This is a genomic window from Chloroherpetonaceae bacterium, from assembly GCA_033763895.1.
Classification (GTDB): domain Bacteria; phylum Bacteroidota; class Chlorobiia; order Chlorobiales; family Thermochlorobacteraceae; genus JANRJQ01.
The window spans coordinates 423,536-447,433 of sequence record JANRJQ010000004.1; the positions used below are offsets into that span (position 1 = coordinate 423,536).

Here is a 23,898-nt window from a genome sequence, read left to right on the forward strand (position 1 = left end):
TTTATACCGATTTCGAAAGTAAGATTTGAAACAACAGAAAAATAAATTTAAAAAAAAGGCTGGGTAGTAAACCCAGCCTAAAAGTTGATTGAAAGAAAATCGGTTATTTTTCCTTTTCACCCTTTTCTTTACCCTTAGCGATGACTTCAGGTTCTGCTGGTGCTGCGCCATCAGCAGGTGATGCGATTGCAGCGGCTTCAGCGGCGGCCAAGCGGCTTGGCGAGATGAGGGTGACAAGCGAAGTGGTGGTTTCTCCTAAAATTTCAAACTTTGAAGTCGCGTAGGTTTTGCGAAGATCGCCGATGTGAACGGATTGGGATAAATCCAGAATTGAAACATCAACATCGATATGCTCAGGAATATCGGCAGGCAAGGCTCGAACAGAAACTTTGTGCAAAATAACTTGAAGTTTTCCTCCCTTGATTTGTCCAACAGGCGTTCCTTTGTAAAGAACCGGAACGGTAATTTCAACTTTTTCATCGTCTTTCAATGAAAGAAAGTCGGCATGAATCAACGAATCCGTCACAGGATCAAATTGAGCATCCTTCATGACGGCTTGCTTTTCTTTTCCGTCTTGGAATTTCAAATTCACAAGGTGTGATTGAGTGGTATAGACCAATTGGCGAAGCTCGGCTTCTTTAACGGTAAGGGTGACACAATCTTCTCCGCGGTGATAAAGGGTTGCCGGAACAAACCCTTCACGGCGCAACTGTTTCAATTCGCTTTTCTTTCCCACGGCTCTCGTTTTGGCTTCAAGCGTTATCGTTTGCATGATTCTTAGTAAAGTTTATGTTATCAAAAATTTTAAGACTTATAATATTTATTGCCTTGAAATGGCAACCATTTCGGAATACTTGTAAACTATTTATCCGATTGCTTCAATTCATCAAAGAGCGATGTTACTGAACTATCGTCGTAAATTCTTTTAATAGCTTCTGCAAAAATGCCGCTGATGGAAACAACATCTAATTTTGAACACGGTGCGTGATTGGTCAGTACGGAATCAGTCGCTATCACGCGTTCAATATGAGAATTTTCTAACCGTTCAACTGCTTTGCCTGAAAGTATCGGATGTGTACAAACGGCATAAATTTTTTCTGCACCGTTTTTCTTCATAGCTTCAGCGGCTTGGCAAATTGTGCCGGCAGTGTCAATCATATCATCAACAAGCAACACATTTTTTCCCTTTACTTCGCCGATAATATTCATAATCTCCGCTTCATTCGGCTTTGGCCGGCGTTTATCACATATAACCAGATCGGTGTGCAACCGCTGAGCATAAGCGCGCGCAAGTTTTACACCACCAACATCGGGCGAGGCAATTACGAAATTTTCAAGTTCCATTTGCCGTATATGCTCGGTCAGTACGATCGATGAATAGAGATGATCAAACGGAATATCAAAAAACCCTTGAATTTGCGGTGCATGCAAATCCATTGTTAAAACTCTATCGGCCCCGGCTGTTGTAATCAAATTAGCATTCAGCTTGGCCGTGATGGAAACACGCGGCTGATCTTTTCGATCTTGACGAGCGTAACCGTAATATGGAATCACCGCCGTGATACGGCTTGCCGATGCGCGTTTGGCAGCATCAATCAAAATGAGTAACTCCATCAAATTATCGGAAGGTGGATTCGTGGATTGAATAATAAATAGATCACTACCGCGAATCGATTCGTTGTATTGAACCGAAAGTTCACCGTCCGAAAAGTTTTTTACTTCTGCCCTGCACAAAGGCAAGGAAAGATGTCTTGCAATTTTTTCAGCCAACGGGCGATTGCTTCGCCCAGCAAAAATTTTTATCGTTTTGATCATAGTGGACCTCGGATAAAAACCGGAATTAAATTTTCCAAACAAGTTTTTTTTAGGCTTGCCATACCCTAATTTTGACAAAGCAAAAAAGCAACGGTAAAGCCCCTGCTTTTTCTCGGCTAAAAAAATTGAGCCGCAAATATACATTAATTTCTAAAAAAAGTAATGGAATTCAGGCTTTTTTCCTTTCCCATTTGGAGAGGGTTTTATTCTATTCAAAGACCTGCGGTTTTAACCGAATTATGAGAGCAAACGAAATTAAGGACTATTTATCTGAAAAACTTGGAAGTTCTGTCGATTACTTTGGCGACCCGACGCTTGAGCTCTCGAAACTCGCCAAAATTGAGGAAGCCGGATACGGAGAAATTTCCTTTATTTCTAACCCGAAGTATGAGAAGTTTTTGACTACCACTGAGGCCTCTGCATTAATCGTTTCAAAAGACCTTAAAATCGAATCCGCTCGCCCCGGGCTTGGGCTTTTTCAGGTGGATGATGCTTATTTGGCGTTTGTCTTTTTGCTTGAAAAATTTACACCTCCAATCGAATTAATCCGAAACGGCATTTCACCATCCTCATTTATTCATCCTTCTGCGATTTTGGCTGACGGGGTTTCTGTTGGCGAAAATGCTTTTATTGGAGAAAATGTTAGAATTGGCAGAAATACCCGAATATTTCAAAATTCAGTCATTCTTGCAGGTTCACTTCTTGGTGAAGATTGTACGATTTACCCAAATGTGACAATCTATCACGGGTCAAAAATTGGGCATCGAGTAACGATTCACTCGGGTGCGGTTATTGGAGCGGATGGATTTGGTTTCGCACCAAGGTCAGATGGGCGGTATCATAAAATTCCCCAAATAGGGATTGTACGCATTGGAAACGATGTTGAAATCGGTGCCAATACCACGATTGACCGTGCTACAATTACTGAAACCGTTATCGAAGATGGTGTAAAAATAGATAACCTTGTTCAAATTGGGCATAACTGCAAAATCGGGAAGAACACCGTCATTGCAGGGCAAGTTGGCATTTCGGGAAGTACGAAAATAGGTGAAAATTGCCTTTTAGGTGGTCAAGTTGGGCTCGTAGGGCATATTGAAATAGGAAATAAAATCACTATCGGTTCAAAAGCAGGCGTTGCAAAATCGTTTTTGAACGAAGGGGAATCGCTTCGAGGCATTCCCGCTCGCCCGATTCGCCATCAGTTGCGCCAAGAGGCTTTGCTTGGAAAATTGGCTGATCTAATAGAAACCGTGAAAGTGATGCAAAAGGAACTTGATGAATTGAAGTCAAAATCGACTTAGCATTTCGTTATAATTCTTTCACTTCAAAGATTCATTCTTTTCTCAAGGCCATTAATCCTTTCAAGTGATTTAAACGCATTGCTCAAGTTTTTTGATAGAGAGGTTAAATCCTACATTTATTTCTCACTTTTACCAAATTCTAAACCGAAAACGAAATGGAACTTTATCTCCCTTTTGCGCCACTTTTAGCGGCACTCGGTGTGATGCTCACGCTTTCACTTGCAGTTGAGCGTTTTTTAGAGATTGGCAGTTGGCTATTTGACCAACTTTTTCTTTTTCGCATTGAGATTTACTCATCCTTAAAGCGTGATTTAGAAAAGGAGCAGCTGGCATTTAAGGAAGCCTCGGAATTAGATGAAATTCGTTCATTTAATCATGATCTCAGAGAAATCCCTCCAAACCCAAATTTCTCGTTTGTGGAAAAATCATTTGATCTTCTTCCAATGCCTATAGGAAATCGAAATTCCATCACAAAAGAATTTTGGTTAAACACTTTAGGCTGTTTTGTAGGAATTGCCGGATGCAAATTCTCAAATTTTTCGATTTTCACTTTTCTGCCTTTTGGCAACGATTCCTTGCCTAACACAGTACTTGGTATGGTATTGACCGGTATCATTATTGGCGCAGGAAGTAAGCCGGTACATTTTTTGATTCGCTTTATTACGGAGAGAAAATTACAAGTATCTCGTCCTGAAAAAATTGTGGGATATCGTGAATTGCTTAGCGCAAACCCATCTGATGAACATGAACAGATAAATTCTGAAAGTGCTTCAATACCTTCCGCTACTGTTAAACAAACTACTAACGGATTCAATTCGGCTAATGCTCTGAAAAATGAAGTTTTGACGCATGCTCCAATTTCACTAGAAACACTTGTGGGCTACCTGCACCATCAAGGGGTTCATTCTAAAGCGATAGAACATTCTCATCAGCGCACCGCACCAATTGATCTTATCGTTTATCATCACACAGCGATGAACAGCAGCGCGCCTTTTTCTGAAGTAATCAAAGAATTCGAACGAAAAAAGTGGCTTGCGGGATATCATGCGGTAGTGTTTCAGAACGGGGCAATTGAAATTTTAACCCGTTGGGATAGGCGGGGCAATCATGCGGCAGGATACAATTTTCGCTCGCTTGGGCTGGCATTTCAAGGCAATTATGAAACAAACCCTAAAGTACCGTTTTCAAATGTGAATGGCAGGCTTGGTTCTTCGCAAGCCACATTGCCTCAGTTACATGCAGCTGCTCGCGTTATTGCGCTATGGCACTTTCTTTATCAAGTTCCGCTCGAATTCCCTCAGGCAGTTTCAGATAAAAAGGTTATTTCAAAAGCGATAAAAGGAATTGTTCCTCATCGTCACTTGGCATTTAAGGCTTGCCCCGGAGAAAGTTTTCAATTTGATCTGTTTCAACAAACAATTGTTGAATATGTAACCGCTTGGAAAAAATTAGATGGATTTGAAACTGCACTAAAAAATTTCAAAACACAACCCTACTTATGAACCCATTGGATTCGGTAAAAACGGGAGTTGAGACATTCTCGAAGGATGCCATTACGCTCACGACGTTTGTATTTTTCATTTATCTCACTCTTGCCATAACAGTAGAACGGATTTTAGAGTATCTCAATAGCCTCTTTAAGTATGTAGAGATGAGGCATGATTTTTTCTCTGGTTTTTGGCTTCATCGTGCCAAGTTTGTTCAAGAGAAACTTGAACTTGCGTATGCACTTCAACAAAACTCTGCTATAGGGAAAACCGTAGTGGAATCATTTTCATCTCATTTGCTAAGCAGTTCCAAAGAAGGTGAGAAGAAATCGATTTCTATCGAAAAAGTTCGAATTTTTTGGGTGAAGGCGGTCAATCGCGTGATGTCTTTTTTTCTAGCGTTGTTTCTCTTAAAAGTTGTTTTGCAGAATACGGTGCTTGAAGCCAAATCGGCACTTTTGCTGAAGAGTATCCTTGATGTTTATGGGTTCAATCGCTTTAAGTCAATTTTTGAGTTTCTTTTCGATAACATTGGTCAGGAGGGTTTAGAAATTTCACTTACTGCACCATCCGTGTTTATTGTTTCAGCGCTGATTTCAATGGGCGTTGAACCGCTTCACAATCTTATTGTCCAAGCCGAAAAAAAGCTTAAGTCATCAACGGAAAAATCATCATAATGGAGTTTGTTAAATCTATATTCAGTTTTCAACTCAATTCATTTTGGGTTGATGTTCTTATCCTTACCGTGGTTTTTATTTTGGGCATATTTCTTTTTGTACGATTAGAGCTGAAAGGAAGTGGAAATCGGGGATGGTTTTATACGGTTATGTTTATTTTATTGGGGTTTGGCATAGGAGGGATAGCGTGGAGAAGAAAGCGGTTATTTGAAGAACTAAAAAAGCGAGAGGAAGAAATCGCCGCGATGGAAAAGCGGTACGATGAATTAAAGCGAAAGGCGGAAATCAGTGATGCCGAGTATCAAGCGGCTTCGGAACGGTTAAAGCAATCGAAGTTAGAAAGTGCCGAAGCCATAGCCAATGCTGATGAAAGCTTACGCAAAAGGGTTGAAGAAATAAAAAAGCATCACGAAACCATAACACCAGAAGAACTCTATGATGAAATCAAAAAAATACTTGGAACGCCTGCGCCGCAATAGAATTTCATTCTTACAGCTTTTTTCACTTGGCAGATTGGCCATCCTAAGTCTAATGGTTTCAGTGAACTTGTACGCCCAAGAAGTGAAGTTTAGTATAGGTGGAAAGAGTTTTCAAGTCAGCCGATTGGATGCCAATACTTTTGTTGCAAAAAAGGATTCGTCTGTTGTAGTCATTTTACCGATGGATACATTGTCGCGATTGGTTGAGCGGGTTCGCATTTTGCAAGAGCGGGTGAAGCGAGATAGCATTGAAATTGCCTCACAATTGAAATTGATTCAAAACTTTGAAGCCTATAAAGCTGCCGCTGATACCAATCTTATCAGGCAAAAATCATTGATTGCTGTAACAGACAGCATTTCTGAGGCTTATAAAAAGCTTTACATTGATCTGAAATCAATTTCGGGCAGCAGCGATTATCGCTTGCTGATTGGGGGTGCCGGATGGAGAGAGCGTGACGAAGTAAATCTCTATGGGCATTTCGGCTTTGGCTATCGTGATTGGCAGTTTATGTTCACTTATGGTTTTACAGGATTTGCAACAAATTCATTGAGTATCATTAAAGTCTTTGGCTTTTGATTCCGTCATTAACCCATAAACTATTCATACCGCAAACTCTTCACCGGATTGGTTAAGGCTACGCGAATGGAATGTGCTGAAACGGTTATAGTTGCGATCATTATTCCTAACAGAATTGAAAAGAAAAAGAGAGAGAGTTTTGGCTCGGTATGATAGGCAAAACTATTGAGCCACTCTTTCATCACAACATGCGTAATTGGGATTGCAATCACAAATGCAATACCGACCAACTTAAGAAAATCGGCTGCAATCATTGAAAAGATATCTCCGACTGAAGCTCCCAAAACCTTTCGAATTCCAATTTCTTTTGTTCGCTCTTCCGCAGTAAAAGCTGATAATCCAAAAAGCCCAAGTGAGCCGATAGCAACCGCAATGACCGCAAAGACGCTCAGTAAATATCCAAATCGAAATTGATTTCGATATTGTGCTTCATATCTCTCCGAAAGAAAACTGAATCTTAAATCACTATTTTGAATCACTCTTGCCCAAATCGATTTTATTTCGCGAATCGTATTTTCAACCGACTCCGAGGATTCACAAGCAGCCGGCGAAAGTTTAAGACTGAGAGAGCTAAATTGACCCGGGAAAATTCGCAATGCAAGCGGCTCAATTTTGGTTTGAAGCGACTTATAGTGAAAATCTTTCACCACACCAATAACTTCACCATCTCCCGGAAAAAGTTTGGTAATTTTTTTCCCTAAAGCCTCCTCGGGTGACTTGAAACCCAAGGTTTGAATCGCCGTTTCATTAAGCAATATCCCTCGGGAGCACTGTGTAGAAAATCCGTATTCGGTATTCATCATTTCCAGTGGTTCTCCCTTTCGATACGGCCTTCCGGCAACAGTGGTCAGTTCATATTGGTCAATAAATTGATCATCGATAAGGAACATATTCATTTCAGTGCGAAGCGGCTCTTTCCCCTCACTCAATTCGATATTCATAAGCCAAGTACCTACGGGTGCTGATGGAACATTACCGGAAAGGCTGACACTTGCGATATAAGCCGACTTTGCAAATTCATTTTTTAGTGCTTCAAGTCGGGCTCTCGCTTCTTCATTTTCGACATCAATAACAATCATTGGGGTTGTACTAAAACCTAAGGGTTTGGAATTCATGTAATTGATTTGCGACTTAACAATAAGTGCAGCGATAATTAACGCTGCAGAAATTGAAAATTGAAATACAACGAGAGCTTTTCTCACTATCCTACTGCTTTTTTGGCGTGAATACAGTGCGGAACCAGAGGGAAGAAATCGAGAGAGAACTGCGGCTGGATAAAGCCCTGCAGCAACACCTACGATAAAAGCAGATAAAAAAAAGAGAATGGTGTTACTTATCGGTATAGATGTAAACCCAAGCAACGAAAGGGCTGATGAACCTAACGATAACTTCTTTTCAGTAAAAGCATTGAATTCAGGTAAAAGAACTTCGATTATTCCTATGGCGATAATTGAGGACAATAGGGTAAGCATTACTGATTCCGCAATAAATTGAATTGCAATATGTTTTCGCTCTGCCCCGAGTGTTTTTCGGATTCCTATTTCTTTGTATCGTCTCATTGAACGGGCAGTTGCAAGGTTGATGAAATTGATCCCTGCCAATATCAAAATCACAAGTCCTATTGTTGAAAAAAGCAGAATTGCGTTCATATTCCCAACTTCCGACATCTGATTTTCCAGTTCTGACCTTAAGTAAATGTCTTTTAGTGGTTCAAGAAGAAGTTGAATTTTGAGGTTATCTCCCTTTATTCGTTCATTGAGTAGTTTCTCAGCCGTTGCTTTTAGTTCTTGTTCAAACTGTTGTAACAAGACGCCCTTATGAAGAAGGACATAAGTATAGTAGGAGGAAGATGACCAATTATCCATCATCCAAGCGACCCCGGGAATTAGTTCCAACGTGCGAAATGACCCTAGAATCTCAAAGCAGATATGAGATTGTTTTGGCGGGTCTTTGATTACTCCCGTTATGGTGACCTCGCCAAATGAGGTTTTAAGTTTTTCTCCAATAATTGCCGTGTGACCAAATCTTTTTTGTGCAAACGATTCCGAAACCACCATAGAAAAAGGAATCTCTAAGGCAGTTTCCGGATTGCCTTGAATAAGTTCAAACGAAAACACATTGAAGAACTCTTTATCTGCAAAAAGGATTTCATTGGTTTTAAACTTGGTTCCTTTTGAAATTGATTGAAATTCGATTTGCCAATCTTTTCCACCAAACTTGAAAAGGCGAATCGCCGATTCAATCGTCGTCATTTTTTCTTTCATCATTTTGCCAAAAGGTGCGGGCATAACGGCTGAAACTTCTGCCTTACCGTCACGAATCGAGCGCCGGCCAATACGGATAATTCGATCTTTTTTTTCGTGAAATTCATCAAAGGCAAGTTCATCAGCGACATAAAGGACAATCATCCCTGCAGAAGCTAGCCCAAGCGCTAATCCAATAAGATTTATTACCGTGTAAGTTTTTTGACGTAGCATATTTCGCCACGCCGTTAGCAGATAGTTTTTTAACATGATGCGGTTTTTATAACGCCATTTATAAAAATTCTATTGTTCACCCCAGTTCTAAAAAGAGGTGCGATTTCAAGTGCTCAATCATCCGTGTTTTAGGGTTCGTTTGTAATTTTCAGATACCACTTGCCCATCAAACAAGTGAACCGCGCGATGAGCATAATCGGCGTCTTCACCCGAGTGTGTCACCATAACAATAGTGGTTCCACTCTCATTGAGTTTTGATAACGTATCCATCACTTCTTTTCGATTTTTAGAATCCAAGTTTCCGGTTGGTTCATCGGCAAGAATAAATTTTGGATTGCCAACCACTGCCCTTGCAATTGCGGCTCGCTGCTGTTGGCCACCGGAAAGCTGCTGAGGGAAATGATTTCGGCGAGGCATGATGTTCATTTGGGCAAGTGCTTTATCGACTCGCCATTTTCGATCGCCACTTGAAACCCCTTGATAAAGCAAGGGAAGTTCAACATTTTCAAATACAGTGAGCTCGTCAATGAGATTAAAACTCTGGAAAACGAATCCGATTTTGTGTTTACGAAGTACCGCTCGTTGCGATTCTGAGTAACCGGCTACGTTTTCACCATCAAAAATAAACTCGCCATCATTGGGGTTATCGAGCAATCCTAAGATGTTTAGAAGGGTTGACTTCCCGCAACCTGAAGGCCCCATAATTGCAACGAATTCGCCTTCTTTCACTTGTAGATTTATACTCCTTAAGGCGGTGGTTTCAACTTCATCCGTTCGATATACTTTCTGAAGATTCTTGAGCGTAATCATTTGTTATTGGTTTTGTTTGTTTCTATTCAATCGTTTAAGATAAGTTCATCTGCATCCTCACATAATTCATAGCCTGCAACGACAACTTTTTCCCCTCCCGAAAGTCCTGAGAGAATCTCAAAGTCGTCTGGATTTTGACGACCAATTTTGATCACTCTCTTTTTTGCAGTTCGCTCATCATTAGAAAGAGCATAAATCCATTGACCCCCTGTTTTTTGATAGAAGTCTCCTCGCTCGATCTGAACTGCTTGAAGTTGCTCTCCAAGTTCTAATCGAATCTGAATGCTTTGCCCTCGACGAATTCCAGCCGGCGTGTTTTCAAATTGAAAATCGACTTCAAAGCGGCCGTTGCGAACCTCGGGAAAAACCTTCGACAGGGTAAGCATTATCTTATTTCCTTCAATCGTGGCAACCGCTTTTTGCCCTTCATATACCCGACTGATATAATATTCATCTACAGGAGCTCGAATCTTAAATGCATACTCTGAATCAATCTGCCCCACGCGCTCTCCGCTCACCACGGCTTTTCCAACTTGATCTGTAATGGCAGTTAGTATTCCGGGCATAGCGGCGCGAACCATTAAGTTTTCAACGCTTGATTTCACAGCTTCCAAGTTTAATTTTAAACGCTGCATTGATTCTTCAATCTGATTGAGTTGATTTTCTCTAAAGAGTGAATCTTGCTTGAATGCCAGTTGCGAAAGCGCAAATCTTTTCTCCAATTCATTCAGCCTGTTTTCTGCTTGTTCAAACTCTTGACTTGAGACTAACTTTTGACGGTGGAGCAACAGCAAGCGGTTAAAAGCACTTTTCTGTTCCGTCAGTTGTGCTTCGATCTGGATACACTCGCCTCGCCTTGCAATAGTATTTTGTTCCATCAAAATTCTTGTATTGCGAAGGTTGCTCATTTGTTCAAAGATTTGAGATTCTCTCGTGGTGGCATCGAGCAAGAATGCCGCATTGGAAAGTTTAAGTATTAAATCTCCTTGTTTTACCTGTGCCCCCTGTTCTAAATAAACTTTCTCAATTTGCCCCCCTTGAATCAGATCTAAGTAGAATGTGGTTTTTGGAAAAACATTTCCGCTAAGAGGAATAAATTCCTGAAATTGCCCAACTTTTACTTCACTGATTAAAAGTTTTGACCGCTCAACCTTTTTTTTGGAGCTTCCTCGATAAATCAAACCAAAAATAATTGCGAGTGAGAGAACGGCAGAAAAAGCTAACAGAGCAATACGCTCTTTGCTCCAAAACGATTTTTTGATATTTCTATCCATTTTGGAATCCTGATTGATAAAGACTTCACCTTCAATGGAACTCATTGCGCTGCGCTCATCGATTTCGCTTGACATTTCTCTTCAGGTTTTTTTATTTATGTGAAATTTCATTTCTCTCCCTAATTATGACACCAAAAACGAGGTGGATATTTCAATTCGAATATCAGTGACGATTTCAACTTTTTATTATATCTGTTCAATTTCTATGCCAAGTCAGAACCCTTATAAAGACTGGAGTTTCATTGAAAATTGACATGTGGTTTAACCAGCGTCTTCCCTTTGTCCAAGCTTGGACGATTCAACGTCCGCCAATGGACATTCAAAAAATATTTCTTGTATTGATGGGTGAATTCGTGAAGCGTGGTATTTTATTTTGAACGAATTAAAACATGATGCTGAATTCAACTGCAAAACTTCTCATTATCGACGATAATGAAGATGTCCTTTTGGCCGCCAAACTTCTTTTGAAGCCTTATGTTTCGGAAGTAAAAACAGAAACAAAGCCGGAAAAACTTCCCGAGATCCTCTCTTCCAATTCGTACGATGTTATCTTATTGGATATGAATTTCACTCGCGATGTCAGCGGCGGCGAAGAGGGGCTGTTTTGGCTAAAAGAAATCATAAAAATCGACCCCACTGCAATTGTAATTATGATTACAGCGTATGGTGATATTGACCTTGCGGTAAAGGCAATCAAAAGTGGCGCAACTGACTTCATTCAAAAGCCGTGGCAAAATGAACGGCTTTTGGCCACCATTTCTACTTCTCTCAAACTTCTTGAATCAAAACGCGAAACTGCTTCACTAACCCAAAAAAACAAGGCACTTTCCGAAAATGGAGATCGGCTCTTTTCAGAGTTTCTTGGAAAATCTCCAGCGATGGAAAAAATATTTTCTACGATTGAAAAAGTTGCACCGACCGATGCCAATATCTTGATTCAAGGAGAAAACGGCACAGGCAAAGAACTCGTTGCGAGAGCAATTCACCGGGCTTCGGTAAGGAAGAATGACATATTTCTTGCCGTCGATCTCGGGTCACTCTCTGAAACGCTTTTTGAATCGGAATTATTTGGGCACAAAAAGGGTGCATTTACAGATGCAAAGGAAGAGCGGATTGGGCGATTTCTCGCTGCCTCAGGCGGTACACTTTTTTTAGATGAAATTGGCAATACACCCTTACACCTTCAGGCGAAACTTCTCTCGGCCTTGCAAAGTCAATCGGTTACTCCGCTTGGCAGCAATCTCTCAAAACCAATCAATGTTCGTCTTATCACCGCCACCAATGCCAATTTACATCAGCTTTCACGGGAAAAGTCATTTCGGGAAGATTTGCTTTATCGAATCAATACAATTGAAATTCATTTGCCGCCGCTCCGAGAGCGAGGTCTTGATATCGCGTTACTTGCCACCCATTTCTTAAATCAATTTGCCACGAAGTACAAGAAAGGGGATATGACCTTTACCCCAGAAACGATTTCTTTGTTTCAAAAAGCTCGATGGCGAGGAAATGTAAGAGAGCTTCGTCATGCCGTTGAGCGTGCCGTCATTCTTGCAGAATCATCCCTACTGACACCGGAGGATTTTCCCAATACCGAGATTAACCCTATTGAAATCACCGGTTCGATTCATCAAGAAAAGCATACCGTCAATCTTGAATCGGTGGAAAAAGAAGCGATTCAAAAAGCGTTGGAACAGTGCAATGGTAATATCACCGAAGCGGCAAAAATTTTAGGTCTTACAAGAGGCTCTCTTTACCGACGTTTAGAGAAATATGGTCTATAAGCCCCTACTGTCAAATCTGCGGAAATTTTGGAAAAATTTTCGCTTTCAATTCATCTTAAGGCTTCTGTTCTTATGTCTTCTATTTATCGGCGCCTATTCTATTTTTATAACTACCGATTTTGTTTTTACTCCATTACTTTTCACCGCCTTTGGGGTGATTCAACTATGGCTTCTCATTCGTTATGTCGAACGCACCAACCGTGATCTAACACGCTTACTCGATGCCATACTTTATGAAGACTTTTCACAACAATTCAAGAGCCATACCGAAGGGGAAGATTTCTCCAAGCTTTATGAGTCCTTTAACCGAATCATTGAAAGGTTTAGAAATACAAGAAAAGAAAAAGAAGCAAGCCTCCAATTTCTCGAAACAACTTTTCAACATATCAGTACCGGTTTAATTGCCGTAAATCGCGATGGGACACTTGAGCTGATAAACAATGCTGCAAAGCGATTATTTCAACTCCCTTCCTTAAGAACCATTTCTGGTCTCTCGCATCTACACACAGGACTCGATGAAAAGCTTCTGGCATTAAAGAGCGGGGAAAAAATGCTTGTGAACTTTTCGATTGAGGGTGACCATACTCAACTGCTTTTTTCTGCCACTCGCTTCACGATTGATTCAAAAGAGATGATTCTTTTTGCAGTTCAAAACATCCAATCGGAATTGGATGAAAAGGAATTGGAATCGTGGCAAAAGCTAATTCGGATTTTAACACATGAAATGATGAATAGTATCACCCCAATCTCATCGCTCGCCGAAACAATGAATAGGATGATAAAACAAGCCAGTATGGATAAAGAAACCCTTGATGATCTTTTGTTAGCATCAGAGACGATTGCAAAACGAAGCAATGGACTTCTTGAATTTGTAGAATCTTATCGAAATCTGACAAAAATTCCTCCACCAAAGTTCTCCGTTTTTCCTTTATACCAAATAATGGAGCGACTTCAAATTTTATTTTCATCTTCTTTTCAAGAATTTCAACTTCAATTATCCTTTCGTGTTGAACCCGCCTCATTAGAGCTTATTGCCGATCAAACTTTGATTGAACAAGTGCTTATCAATTTAATTACAAATTCAAGACAAGCGATTATTGATAAGCCAAACGGTGCTGTTTGGGTTCGCGCCTTTTTGGATTCTCAATCAAAAGTCATTATAGAAGTTGAGGATAACGGAATTGGGATGTCGAAAGAGTTACAAGAAAGAATTTTTATTCCCTTTTTTACAACTAAGCCCAATGGCAGCGGAATCGGACTTTCTTTAGCTCGTCAAATTATGCGCCTTCATAACGGGAACATTCGTGTACGTTCAACCCCCGAAAAAGGCACATTGTTTATTCTTCGATTTTAGCAAATCTTTAACACTAGTCTGTTCATTTTTATTGATAGATTTTTTCAATGAAGCACCTCCTTTCCTTCCACACTCTTCCCTCAAATTTCTCAAAAATCACGCCCACTCATTTTTTTCATTCGAAAGAAAATATAAGTCAACTTATTTTGAAATTATTTCTTTAGGTTTTGTTTTAACATACTCCTAAACCGATTTTTTCGTCAATATTCTAACAACTTCAAACAGTAAACTTCATTATGAATTCAACACCAACCCGAGATACTGCATTATTATTGAAGGTTATGAAGCGAGATAAATCTGTCGTTTCATTTGATCAGAGCAAAATTTCAATTGCACTCAATAAAGCCGGGAATGCCACAGGGGAATTTGGACCTGAAATCGCACAACAGCTTTCTGAAGAAGTGGTTAAAGTTTTAGAGCAAAAATTTGAGGGCGAGATTCCTACTGTTGAACAAATTCAAGACATTGTTGAAACTGTTCTCATCAAGGAAAATTGGGCGAAAACTGCCAAGGCGTACATCCTTTACAGAAACGAGCGCGCTAAAATTCGAGAGCAAAAACGCCCAATTCCCGAAGAAGTAAAAAAATTGGCCGATGAAAGCAAGCATTTCTTTAGAAACGAGCTTTCGGAACTTGTTTACTATAGAACTTATTCACGATGGTTACCCGAAAAAGGTCGCCGCGAGACTTGGGTCGAAACTGTAACCCGCTATGTTGAGTTTATGCGTCAAAACCTTGGCGATAAACTCACCACTGCGGAGTACGATGAGATTCGGACCGCTATCTTAAAGCAAGATATCATGCCATCAATGAGACTTCTCTGGAGCGCCGGAGAAGCCGCAAGTCGTACGAATGTTGCTGCTTATAATTGCTCATTCATTGCACCCGAATCGCTTCAAGATTTCGGCGAAATCATGTACATCTTGATGTGCGGAACAGGCGTTGGCTTTTCTGTTGAACAGCAAACGATTCACCGCCTTCCACAAATCAAAAGGCAAACCGGTAAAAAGCAACCTTCACATGTTGTTTTAGACAGCAAAGAAGGATGGGCTGATGCTTTTGTTTTAGGACTTAACACTTGGTTTTCAGGAGAAGATATTTCATTTGATTATTCAACTATTCGCCCACAAGGTGCGCGCCTTAAAACTATGGGAGGGCGCGCTTCAGGCCCTGAGCCGCTTCGATCTCTCATTGATTTTACGCGAGATCGCGTGCTTCAAAGGCAAGGCAGAAGGCTTACCACACTTGATGTTCACGACATTATCTGTAAAATCGGAGAAGTGGTTGTGATGGGCGGGGTTCGACGAAGCGCGCTGATTTCACTCTCCGATTTAGATGATACTGAAATGCGTCACGCGAAGGATGGGGCGTTTTATATGTCTCACCCTGAGCGAAGTATGGCCAACAACTCCGCCATTTATAATGAACGGCCTACCGTTTCAGAATTTTTAGATGAATGGCTTTCACTGATCAAATCAGGAAGCGGTGAACGCGGTATTTTCAACCGCTCAACGCTTCTTTCACAACTGCCAGAGCGCCGCCGAGAAAAATTTGAGCGTTATCTTTCAACTTCAGGTACGAATCCTTGCGGAGAAATCATCCTTCGTTCAAAACAGTTCTGTAACCTCTCAGAAGTTGTTGCAAGAAGTGAAGACACCGAAGATTCATTGCTTCGCAAGGTTCGCCTTGCAACCATTGTTGGCACCTTCCAATCAACTCTAACTGACTTTCCTTACCTTTCAGAAGCTTGGAAAAAAAATTGTGAAGAAGAGCGACTTTTAGGCGTATCGATAACCGGTCAGTGGGATTCAGATGCTGCGCGTCAAGCCAGTACTCTTTCCAAGCTTAAAACGGAGTCACTTAAAATCAATCAAGAGTACGCTAAGCGCTTTGGGATTAATGCCTCGACTTGTATCACATGCGTTAAGCCTTCAGGTACGGTCTCTCAATTGGTCGATGCTGCCTCAGGCATGCATGCCCGGCACGCCCCTTATTACATCCGCAGAATCCGTATTTCCGCAAGCGATCCACTCTTCAAACTTTTGAAAGATCAAAAGTTTCCTTATAAACCTGAGGTTGGTCAAGTCGATGGACAAGCGACGACTTATGTTCTTGAGTTTCCTGTGAAGGCCCCAGACGGTGCAACGACTCGTGATGATGTCTCGGCGTTGGAACAGCTTGCACATTGGAAATTGGTGAAGACCCATTTTACAGAGCATAATCCTTCTGTCACAGTTAGTGTCGGTGAAGAAGAGTGGCTTGAAGTCGGAAATTGGCTTTATAAAAATTGGGAAATCATTGGGGGATTATCTTTTCTTCCAAGAACCAATCATGTTTATGCGCTTGCACCTTATGAGGAAGTCAGCAAAGAAACTTATGAAAAGCTTGCCGCGAAATTGCCAAAAATCGATTTCTCCGAAATCGTAGCTTATGAAGAAAATGATGAAACACAAGGATCAAAAGAGCTTGCCTGTGTCGGCGGCTCATGCGAATTGTAAATTCACGCCTTTCAAGATCAATAAAGCGAGGTATTTTGCCTCGCTTTTTTATTTATCTTATGCACCAGTTATTCTCAGTTGACAATCACTAAGAAAAAAACCAATTCAACATTAATGGAAGGTCAAAAGCAATCAATCAATTGGCAAAGCATTTTTTCACCGAAACAACTATTTCTTAAAGTTCTCGGTGTCGCGCTTTCAACAATTGCCATCAAGGGATTTATGATTCCCAATCACTTTATGGATGGCGGGGTTTCGGGGATTTCAATTCTGATTCATGAAATCACCCATCTTCCCATTAATATTCTTATCGTTGGTTTTAATCTTCCCTTCATCATTATCGGATATCGCCGCTTTGGAAAAACCTTTGGGATGCAAATGGTCATTTCCACTGTTCTTTTAGGTGTTGCACTGACATTTCTTCCATTTCCAACCGTTACGAACGACCGGCTTTTAACCTCAATCTTTGGCGGTGTATTAATGGGTGCCGGTGTTGGACTTGTGATTCGCGGCGGTGGCGTGCTCGATGGCGCTGAGGTTATTGCATTGTTCACCACCAAAAAGATTGGTTTAACAAGCTCTGAAATAATTCTTTTTTTGAATGCCCTCATATTCATTTCTGCCGGTTTTGCTCTTGGTGTTGAAACGGCAATGTATTCGATGATTACTTTTTATACTGCGACTAAAGTTGTTGATTATATCGTTGATGGCTTAGAAGAATACACCGCACTGACCATCATTTCTTCTAAACCCGAAACGGTAAAAGTGCTTCTGGTTCAGTTCTTTGGAAAAGCAATTACGGTGTATAAAGGCGAGCGAGGATACCTGCCCGATTCATTTGAAATTCGAGAAGACACCGATATTATTTTGACCATTGTCACAAGGCTTGAAATTTTGATGCTCACTGAAGCGATTAATGAGGTTGACCCAAAAGCATTTATGTTCGCACATAGCATCCGCGAAACAAAAGGCGGTATTGTTAAAAAAATTAAAGCGGATTGATCTTAATTTTTTTTTCACGAAATCATCAGTTCTTTTTTCAAATAATTTCCAAAACAAGTTGGGATAAGTTTATGGAAGAGATTGCAAAAAAAACATATACCATAAAAGAGTATCTCGCTCTGGAGGAGAAGGACCACATTAAACACGAGTTTTATCAGGGTGAAATTTTCGCTATGGCAGGGGGCACACTTAATCACAGTGCGATTTCTGAAAATATTTTCTTTTCTCTTCGGAAATTCTTAATCGGTAAAAATTGCACTGCCAAAAGTTCTGATTTTAGAATCGTAACACCCTCAGGGCTTTACACATATCCCGATGCCTTAGTTTATTGCGGTAACCCTGATTTAAGTGAAAATCAAACGGAGCTAAAAAATCCGGTTCTTATTGTTGAAGTACTTTCTTCGAGCACAAAAAGTTACGACCGAGGAGAAAAATTCAAAATGTATCGCTCAATCCCTTCCTTTCGAGAATATTTACTTGTTGATTCAGAATCAATTTTGGCTGAGCATTTTCGAAAGGTTGAAAATGGAGAATGGATTCTGCACGAATACACCACAATTGAGTCTGAAATTCCCTTGCTGAGTATCGGATTTTCGATATCACTGAAGGAAATTTATGAAGAGGTTAAGATGGGCGCATAAAAGTAACAAGTGCATATTCAAATTTTGTTTTGCCCTTATTCCCTCTTTTCGAAAATTTCTCGAATGATATCCTCGATTGGAATATCCTCAATCGTAATATCCTTGACCGGAAATGATGATAGGAGTGTTGCCGAGCGAGTGGAAATGTCCTTGCGTGGCAATCTTAATTTTGCATGTTCGTCTTGAACTTCAGTTACCCTGCCATAAGACCTTAATTCAATTTCGGTTACACTTCGTTCAAAATCAATTGAAAGTAGTTTTTCTGACGAGAATTTTTCGATTATTCCTCCTAATGCCCCGTCGAATATGAGCTTTCCGGCATCCATTATCATTACACGATCGCAAAGTTCTTCAATATCCTGCATGTAATGACTGGTTAAAATGATGGTTGTTTCCCCTGCTTGGCTTAGTTTCTTGATAAATTCACGAATACTTTTTTGAGCCACCACATCAAGCCCGATTGTAGGCTCATCCAAAAAAAGAACTTTCGGCGCATGTAAAAGAGCACCGATAAGTTCCATTTTCATTCGCTCCCCAAGCGAAAGCTGTCGCAATTGAATTCCGAGTTTGTCCTTCACATCCATCATTCGGCAAAGCTCATCGAGTCGCTGATGATAGATGGGTGTCGGAATTTCATAAATTTCTTTAAGAAGCAAAAAGGAGTCGTCAGCCGGTAAATCCCAAATGAGCTGATTCTTCTGCCCTAAAACGATAGAGAACTGGCGCCGAAAGGCATCACTTCTTTTTGAAGGTTCATATCCCAATACCCTCACATTCCCTTGCGAAGGAAAAAGTAATCCTGAAAGAATTTTGAGCGTTGTTGTCTTCCCGGCTCCATTTGCACCCAAAAAGCCAACCAATTCCCCCTTTTCAATCTTAAATGAAACATCATTGACCGCTTTCTTTATCTGATATTGCCGATTCAAGAGACTTTTCAAGGTTCCCAAAATCCCCGATTCCTTCTTTACCGAGCGATACTCTTTGACCAAATGAGAAACCTCAATAACACATTCTTTCGTCATTCTTCAAGGTGCAACATAAACTTCTATGAATACCGGCAAGTGATCGGCAAAGCCTCCCAAATATTTATTTCCACTGCCGTAGGTTCTATATAAATCCTTTAACCGCCCACGCCGATTTGCATCCGGCGCTTCAAAAAGATAATCTCTTTGAAAAATATTAAACGCTCGGGTTTCATAGGGTTCATCAAGTTTATCCTCTTTTGCATAAAAGCCGTAATTATCCGTCATCCCTTTACTGATAAGGCATAAATCAATAAACTCCCATTGATTACTAAAGATGATTGTTCCTTTCACCTCACCATTTCCGGGGTAAAATTTTGCATAGTTAAAGAGGGGTATATCCTCAGGTTTTCCGGTTGAGGATGCAAGTTCTTGATGTGTCACCGAAGCCTTCATCACTTCAGTAATCGATTTATTTTCCGGCCCGTCGTTAAAGTCACCCATTATGACAAAGTCGGCCTTTGGATCTGAAGCATATATACTATCCACCACTTTTCGAAGTGCCGCTGCCGCCAAAAGTCTTTTCGGTTCACTTCGCTCTTGACCGCCTAAGCGTGAAGGCCAATGATTGACTAAATAGTGAATCGTTTTTCCTTTGTAAGTGAGTGACGCGCGGATAATATCACGTGTCGGTCGCTCACCCTGACCCATATCAACTTTATACTTTGCAGCGCTTTGAAGAGTAAACTTACTTGCATCATACGCGATACCAACATCAATTCCACGGTTGTCGCCAGATTCAAAATAGGCATACCTGTAATTTTTGGTCTTCAAACCATCTTCAAAAAGTCTTTCAAGCAACGCTTGATGCTCTACCTCGCAAAAACCCATCACATCGGGCAAGGTTTTTCCTCGCGATTGAGAGAGATCGGAAATTACTTTGGAGAGATTTGTAATTTTTTTCTGCAACCGCTCTTCTGTCCAAGCCCGTCGCCCACTTGGAAGAAATTCATCATCGTCGGTTGGGTCATCAAAGGTGTCAAACAAATTTTCAACATTCCACCACGCTATTAGCACGGTCTCATTTTGTTTTGGAAATCCTTGACTTTTGGTTTGTTCCTTAAGGCTCGGCTGACTTGTCGCGCTGCACGCCGCGACAATCAAAATGAAAGCGAGAAGGGTTAAAAATCGAAGTTGGTTCATTTGTTGTTCTATAAATTTTTGAGTCCGTTCATGCTTGGCTCTTCGTGAGAAAGGCAGTGAATTGCCCCAAGGCCCCATATCAAGTTATAACAATCAATTCCTTGTACTCGCCTTGTTGGAAAACACTTCTGCAATACTTCAAGTGCTTTAATATCATTTTTTGATCGAAACGTAGGAACAAGCACCGTGTTATTGGCAATATAAAAATTGGCATAGCTTGCCGGCGAGCGCTGTCCGTCATGAATAACCGGTGTTGGCATTGGAATCGTAACGATTCGAAAAGGATTGCCATCTTGATCGGTAAAGGTTTTCAGTTTCTCATAATTCTCTTTCAAAATTTCATAATTCTCATCAGAAGGATCATCTTCTATTGCGGTAACGATGGTATTTGCATCCACAAATCTTGAAATATCATCGATATGCCCATCGGTATCATCACCCACAATTCCCTCGCCAAGCCAAAGGATTTTGCTCATCCCCAAGTGATCAATAAGGGACTTTTCGATTTGCTCTTGATTTAAATGCGGGTTTCGGTTTGGATTTAAAAGGCATGATGTGGTGGTAAGCAATACGCCTTTGCCATTGGTATCTATGGAGCCACCTTCCATTATGATTTTGGGATAATGAACTGGCAAATTTTTCAAAGCTGCAATTTTGGAAGGGATGTCATCATCCAAGTCGAACGGCGGATACTTTCCTCCCCAAGCGTTATAATCCCAATCAAGAATCACCTTTTCAACGCCGCTTGAAGTATGACGAAGCACAAACATTGGCCCGTGATCGCGGCACCACGCATCGTTCGTTGGGAAGTGAAAGTATTGAATATTCGGTACTGCGTCGCGAATGATTCCCGCTTCTTCTACTCGGCGGCGAATATCGGCCTCCATTTCAGCACCAAGCACATTGATACAAACTTTTTCATGAGGGCATAAAAAGCGAACGATTTCTATACAAGCTTCCCAAACCAAATTCATATCCATATCAGGCCACGATTCCTGCTTATGCGGCCAAGAAAGCCACGTCGCTTCATGTTCAGCCCACTCCGGAGGCATAAAAAATCCTTGTTCCTTTAGTGTCATATCAATAAAATATTTTTCATTTCGATAAGTCTGAAAAGCTACACAAAAGTTAGCCTGAGTTTTTTCGTTCACGAAAATTTAACAGTGAAAGCTCACGGATTGATTTCGATTTCCACGCCGTAACCAACACCACGAAAAGGGTCATTCCTCCACCAAAAATAACCGAAGGAATTACACCCATTAACCGTGCAGCAACTCCTGATTCAAAGGCACCGATTTCATTTGATGAACCAATGAAAATATTATTGACTGCCGAAACCCTTCCACGCATGTGATCTGGTGTCGAGAGCTGTAACACTGTTGACCTTATGACCACACTAATTTCGTCAAATGCACCACTGAGCAACAAAAGGAAACAAGAAAGCAGAAATATACTCGAAAGTGCAAAGCCTATCATCGAAAGCCCAAAACCCGCCACAGCAAGCAAAAGAATTTTACCCGCATTCTCCTTTGGCGGATGATGTGCCATCCAGAAGGCCATAACAACAGCTCCAATTGCAGGAGAAGCTCTTAAAATGCCTAAACCTTCGGCCCCAACATTTAAAATATCCGTCGCAAAAATTGGAAGTAAGGCGACGGCACCTCCAAATAAAACGGCAAATAAATCAAGTGAAATCGCGGATATGATTATCGGATTCTGAAATACAAATAAAATCCCTTCGCGTATGCTTTGAAATACAGATTCACTTTGATTTCTTTCAGTTCTAATTTTTGGCTCAATCAAAAACACCATCGAAATTGATAAAATCATGAGAAGACTATCCAGAAAGTAAACCGATTTTAACCCCAAAAAACCAACCACTAACCCTCCAGCAGCCGGCCCCGAAATCGCTGCCGTTTGCCAAACCGTACTGCTCCAAGCTGCTGCGTTTGCATAAAGCGATCTTGGAACAATTTCAGCAAAAAGCCCAAATACCGCAGGTGTAAGAAAACCTCTCGCAATACCGCTGATAAAAATCACAGTATAAATCGGAAATGCACCACTTGATTGAAAAAAATTTGGTGTAAGAAAAAGGAAGAAGTAAAGGAATAGTGAACAACCTAAAAGGACAAATAGCGAAATAAGAATAATTTGCTTTCGACGGTGAATATCAGCGAGATGACCCGCATAGAGAGCCACGGCAATTGATGGAATCGCTTCTGCAAGCCCAACAAGCCCAAGTGAAAGTGAATCTTTTGTAATCTCATAAACTTGCCAACCTACCGCGACAGCTTGCATCTGAATGGCTACAGTAAATAAAAAACGCGCCGCCAAATAAAGCCGGTATTCTGGGAGTTTTAGCGCTGCATAGGCATCTCTCTCCTCTTGTATTATCTTTTGGAATTCTTGCGATTCAGGATGTGGCATCAGTAAATTATCTATCAATAAAAAAAGCCGGATTTCTCCGGCTCGCGTGGTGTAGGGGGGAGTCGAACCCCCGACCTCAGGGTTATGAATCCTGTGCTCTAACCATCTGAGCTACCACACCATTTCCCTATTGAACAGCATTATACTTTCCAAAAGGGTTGCAAATATACTATTCACCCTTGGGTTAACAAAAGCCTTTCACAGATTTCAATTTTCGTTGATTTCAAGGTTATCTTCAATAAATAAATCTATCATCGATGAGTTTTAGTGAACTGAAAAAATTGACCGATGGGCTGCTTTACCCAAGCGAATCTGATTTTCCCTTGATCGCGTTTCATTGGCCCGAAGCCAAAAACTTTGATAGCACTTCGATTGAAAAATTCATTGTTTCCCGTTTTTATAATAATAAATCCTTTCACCTTGAGCGTTCTATGCATGAGAATTTTTTAGACCCGATTTGCAAAAATGACCCCACAAATCGATTTAATAAATTGAATCAATTCATTAACCGTAATCTTAGAAATCCTCAGGCTTTTCTTTTTTCAGAAAATGACAACCCAAGCGAAAAAAAATTATTTATCGTTGGCTCTTTAAATAGCGGTGAAGCCTGCGGATTTCATACAACACTTATTGAAACCTAAATCATGCTCGATATTCATAACTCGGCTCAACTCAGTCACTTGCTGAATCAATTGCAGCCCAAGGAATCCCCAGTTTTCGGAGCCTTTTCTGCTCAAGGGATGATTGAACATCTCTATTTAAGTCTTCAAATTTCAAATGGTAATCTCCCTCAAACATTGCATTTCCCTGAGAGAAAAGCAGAGATTATTAAACAAAGACTAATCCACTCGCCCAATGAAATTCCGGTAGGGTTTAAATCGCCAATCGTCCCCGATTTACCCCCTCCACTGATTTTTGAATCGATTGAAATGGCGAAAACCAATCTACTTACAGCCCTTTCAAATTTTCATCAGTTTTTTCTTGAAAACCCTGATGCGAAACCAATGAATCCCACAATGGGCGAGCTCAACAAAACCGAATGGGAAACCTTTCATACCAAGCATTTTACACATCACTTCAAACAGTTTAAGTTGATTTAATCGCTTGCGGGAATGTTTACCACTTTTTTTTTG

At 40.8% G+C, this 23,898-nt stretch carries 21 protein-coding genes and 1 tRNA gene; 12 read left to right on the plus strand and 10 right to left on the minus strand.

All coding sequences use genetic code 11. The features are described 5' to 3' along the window. Positions 1 to 103: 103 nt before the first annotated feature. Positions 104 to 772, minus strand: a complete 669-nt coding sequence (locus tag SFU91_02490) for a 50S ribosomal protein L25/general stress protein Ctc (GenBank protein MDX2127888.1) — start codon at positions 770 to 772, stop codon at positions 104 to 106. A gap of 89 nt (positions 773 to 861) precedes the next feature. Continuing rightward, positions 862 to 1,815, minus strand: coding sequence for a ribose-phosphate pyrophosphokinase (locus tag SFU91_02495; protein ID MDX2127889.1), 954 nt, complete (start codon positions 1,813 to 1,815; stop codon positions 862 to 864). 239 nt (positions 1,816 to 2,054) lie between these two features. Between SFU91_02495 and lpxD the strand changes: the two genes are divergently transcribed. The 5 genes from lpxD to SFU91_02520 all read left to right on the plus strand — a co-directional run bounded on the left by lpxD (position 2,055) and on the right by SFU91_02520 (position 6,336). After that, positions 2,055 to 3,116 carry a UDP-3-O-(3-hydroxymyristoyl)glucosamine N-acyltransferase gene (gene lpxD / locus SFU91_02500; GenBank protein MDX2127890.1) on the plus strand — a complete coding sequence of 354 codons (1,062 nt, stop codon included), beginning with the start codon at positions 2,055 to 2,057 and terminating at the stop codon, positions 3,114 to 3,116. Between the two features lie 155 nt (positions 3,117 to 3,271). Next, positions 3,272 to 4,618 carry a peptidoglycan recognition family protein gene (locus SFU91_02505; protein ID MDX2127891.1) on the plus strand — a complete coding sequence of 449 codons (1,347 nt, stop codon included), beginning with the start codon at positions 3,272 to 3,274 and terminating at the stop codon, positions 4,616 to 4,618. Next, a complete protein-coding gene (locus tag SFU91_02510; GenBank protein ID MDX2127892.1) occupies positions 4,615 to 5,280 on the plus strand; it encodes a hypothetical protein in 666 nt (221 codons plus the stop codon). The genes SFU91_02505 and SFU91_02510 overlap by 4 nt, the downstream gene beginning before the upstream one ends. Next, complete coding sequence (locus SFU91_02515; GenBank protein ID MDX2127893.1) at positions 5,280 to 5,759, plus strand: hypothetical protein; 480 nt, start codon at positions 5,280 to 5,282, stop codon at positions 5,757 to 5,759. The genes SFU91_02510 and SFU91_02515 overlap by 1 nt, the downstream gene beginning before the upstream one ends. Next, positions 5,716 to 6,336 carry a hypothetical protein gene (locus SFU91_02520; GenBank protein MDX2127894.1) on the plus strand — a complete coding sequence of 207 codons (621 nt, stop codon included), beginning with the start codon at positions 5,716 to 5,718 and terminating at the stop codon, positions 6,334 to 6,336. Before SFU91_02515 ends, SFU91_02520 begins: the two co-directional genes overlap by 44 nt. 20 nt (positions 6,337 to 6,356) lie before the next feature. Here SFU91_02520 and SFU91_02525 read toward each other — a convergent pair whose 3' ends face one another. The 3 genes from SFU91_02525 to SFU91_02535 form a co-directional block, all read right to left on the minus strand. Further along, on the minus strand, positions 6,357 to 8,849 hold the full coding sequence (locus SFU91_02525; GenBank protein MDX2127895.1) for an FtsX-like permease family protein: 2,493 nt from the start codon (positions 8,847 to 8,849) through the stop codon (positions 6,357 to 6,359). A gap of 81 nt (positions 8,850 to 8,930) precedes the next feature. Continuing rightward, a complete protein-coding gene (locus tag SFU91_02530; protein ID MDX2127896.1) occupies positions 8,931 to 9,623 on the minus strand; it encodes an ABC transporter ATP-binding protein in 693 nt (230 codons plus the stop codon). A 26-nt stretch (positions 9,624 to 9,649) separates the two neighbouring features. Continuing rightward, positions 9,650 to 10,972, minus strand: coding sequence for an HlyD family efflux transporter periplasmic adaptor subunit (locus tag SFU91_02535; protein ID MDX2127897.1), 1,323 nt, complete (start codon positions 10,970 to 10,972; stop codon positions 9,650 to 9,652). 314 nt (positions 10,973 to 11,286) lie between these two features. Between SFU91_02535 and SFU91_02540 the strand changes: the two genes are divergently transcribed. The 5 genes from SFU91_02540 (at position 11,287) to SFU91_02560 (ending at position 18,173) form a co-directional block, all read left to right on the plus strand. After that, positions 11,287 to 12,678, plus strand: a complete 1,392-nt coding sequence (locus tag SFU91_02540) for a sigma-54 dependent transcriptional regulator (GenBank protein ID MDX2127898.1) — start codon at positions 11,287 to 11,289, stop codon at positions 12,676 to 12,678. Next, the gene (locus SFU91_02545; protein ID MDX2127899.1) at positions 12,668 to 14,032 is read left to right on the plus strand and encodes an ATP-binding protein; all 1,365 of its coding nucleotides are present in this window, start codon (positions 12,668 to 12,670) and stop codon (positions 14,030 to 14,032) included. The genes SFU91_02540 and SFU91_02545 overlap by 11 nt, the downstream gene beginning before the upstream one ends. Before the next feature lie 236 nt (positions 14,033 to 14,268). After that, entirely contained in the window at positions 14,269 to 16,530 is a 2,262-nt protein-coding gene (locus SFU91_02550; GenBank protein ID MDX2127900.1) for an ATP cone domain-containing protein, read from the plus strand. 114 nt (positions 16,531 to 16,644) lie between these two features. Beyond that, on the plus strand, positions 16,645 to 17,532 hold the full coding sequence (locus tag SFU91_02555; protein MDX2127901.1) for a YitT family protein: 888 nt from the start codon (positions 16,645 to 16,647) through the stop codon (positions 17,530 to 17,532). A gap of 71 nt (positions 17,533 to 17,603) precedes the next feature. Then, entirely contained in the window at positions 17,604 to 18,173 is a 570-nt protein-coding gene (locus SFU91_02560; GenBank protein MDX2127902.1) for a Uma2 family endonuclease, read from the plus strand. A gap of 35 nt (positions 18,174 to 18,208) precedes the next feature. Here the strand turns inward: SFU91_02560 and SFU91_02565 are convergent, their stop codons facing one another. The 5 genes from SFU91_02565 to SFU91_02585 all read right to left on the minus strand — a co-directional run bounded on the left by SFU91_02565 (position 18,209) and on the right by SFU91_02585 (position 22,886). Continuing rightward, positions 18,209 to 19,195, minus strand: a complete 987-nt coding sequence (locus SFU91_02565) for an ATP-binding cassette domain-containing protein (GenBank protein MDX2127903.1) — start codon at positions 19,193 to 19,195, stop codon at positions 18,209 to 18,211. Positions 19,196 to 19,198: 3 nt separating this feature from the next. Further along, positions 19,199 to 20,338: a hypothetical protein gene (locus SFU91_02570; GenBank protein ID MDX2127904.1), complete on the minus strand. Its 1,140-nt coding sequence runs from the start codon at positions 20,336 to 20,338 to the stop codon at positions 19,199 to 19,201. An 8-nt stretch (positions 20,339 to 20,346) separates the two neighbouring features. Further along, positions 20,347 to 21,417 carry an agmatine deiminase family protein gene (locus SFU91_02575; GenBank protein ID MDX2127905.1) on the minus strand — a complete coding sequence of 357 codons (1,071 nt, stop codon included), beginning with the start codon at positions 21,415 to 21,417 and terminating at the stop codon, positions 20,347 to 20,349. A gap of 49 nt (positions 21,418 to 21,466) precedes the next feature. Then, entirely contained in the window at positions 21,467 to 22,765 is a 1,299-nt protein-coding gene (locus SFU91_02580; GenBank protein ID MDX2127906.1) for an MFS transporter, read from the minus strand. Positions 22,766 to 22,812: 47 nt separating this feature from the next. Then, positions 22,813 to 22,886, minus strand: a tRNA-Met gene (locus SFU91_02585). Positions 22,887 to 23,022: 136 nt separating this feature from the next. Between SFU91_02585 and SFU91_02590 the strand changes: the two genes are divergently transcribed. Next, complete coding sequence (locus tag SFU91_02590) at positions 23,023 to 23,406, plus strand: nuclease A inhibitor family protein (protein ID MDX2127907.1); 384 nt, start codon at positions 23,023 to 23,025, stop codon at positions 23,404 to 23,406. Positions 23,407 to 23,409: 3 nt separating this feature from the next. Then, on the plus strand, positions 23,410 to 23,865 hold the full coding sequence (locus SFU91_02595) for a DUF1569 domain-containing protein (GenBank protein MDX2127908.1): 456 nt from the start codon (positions 23,410 to 23,412) through the stop codon (positions 23,863 to 23,865). Positions 23,866 to 23,898: the final 33 nt, after the last annotated feature.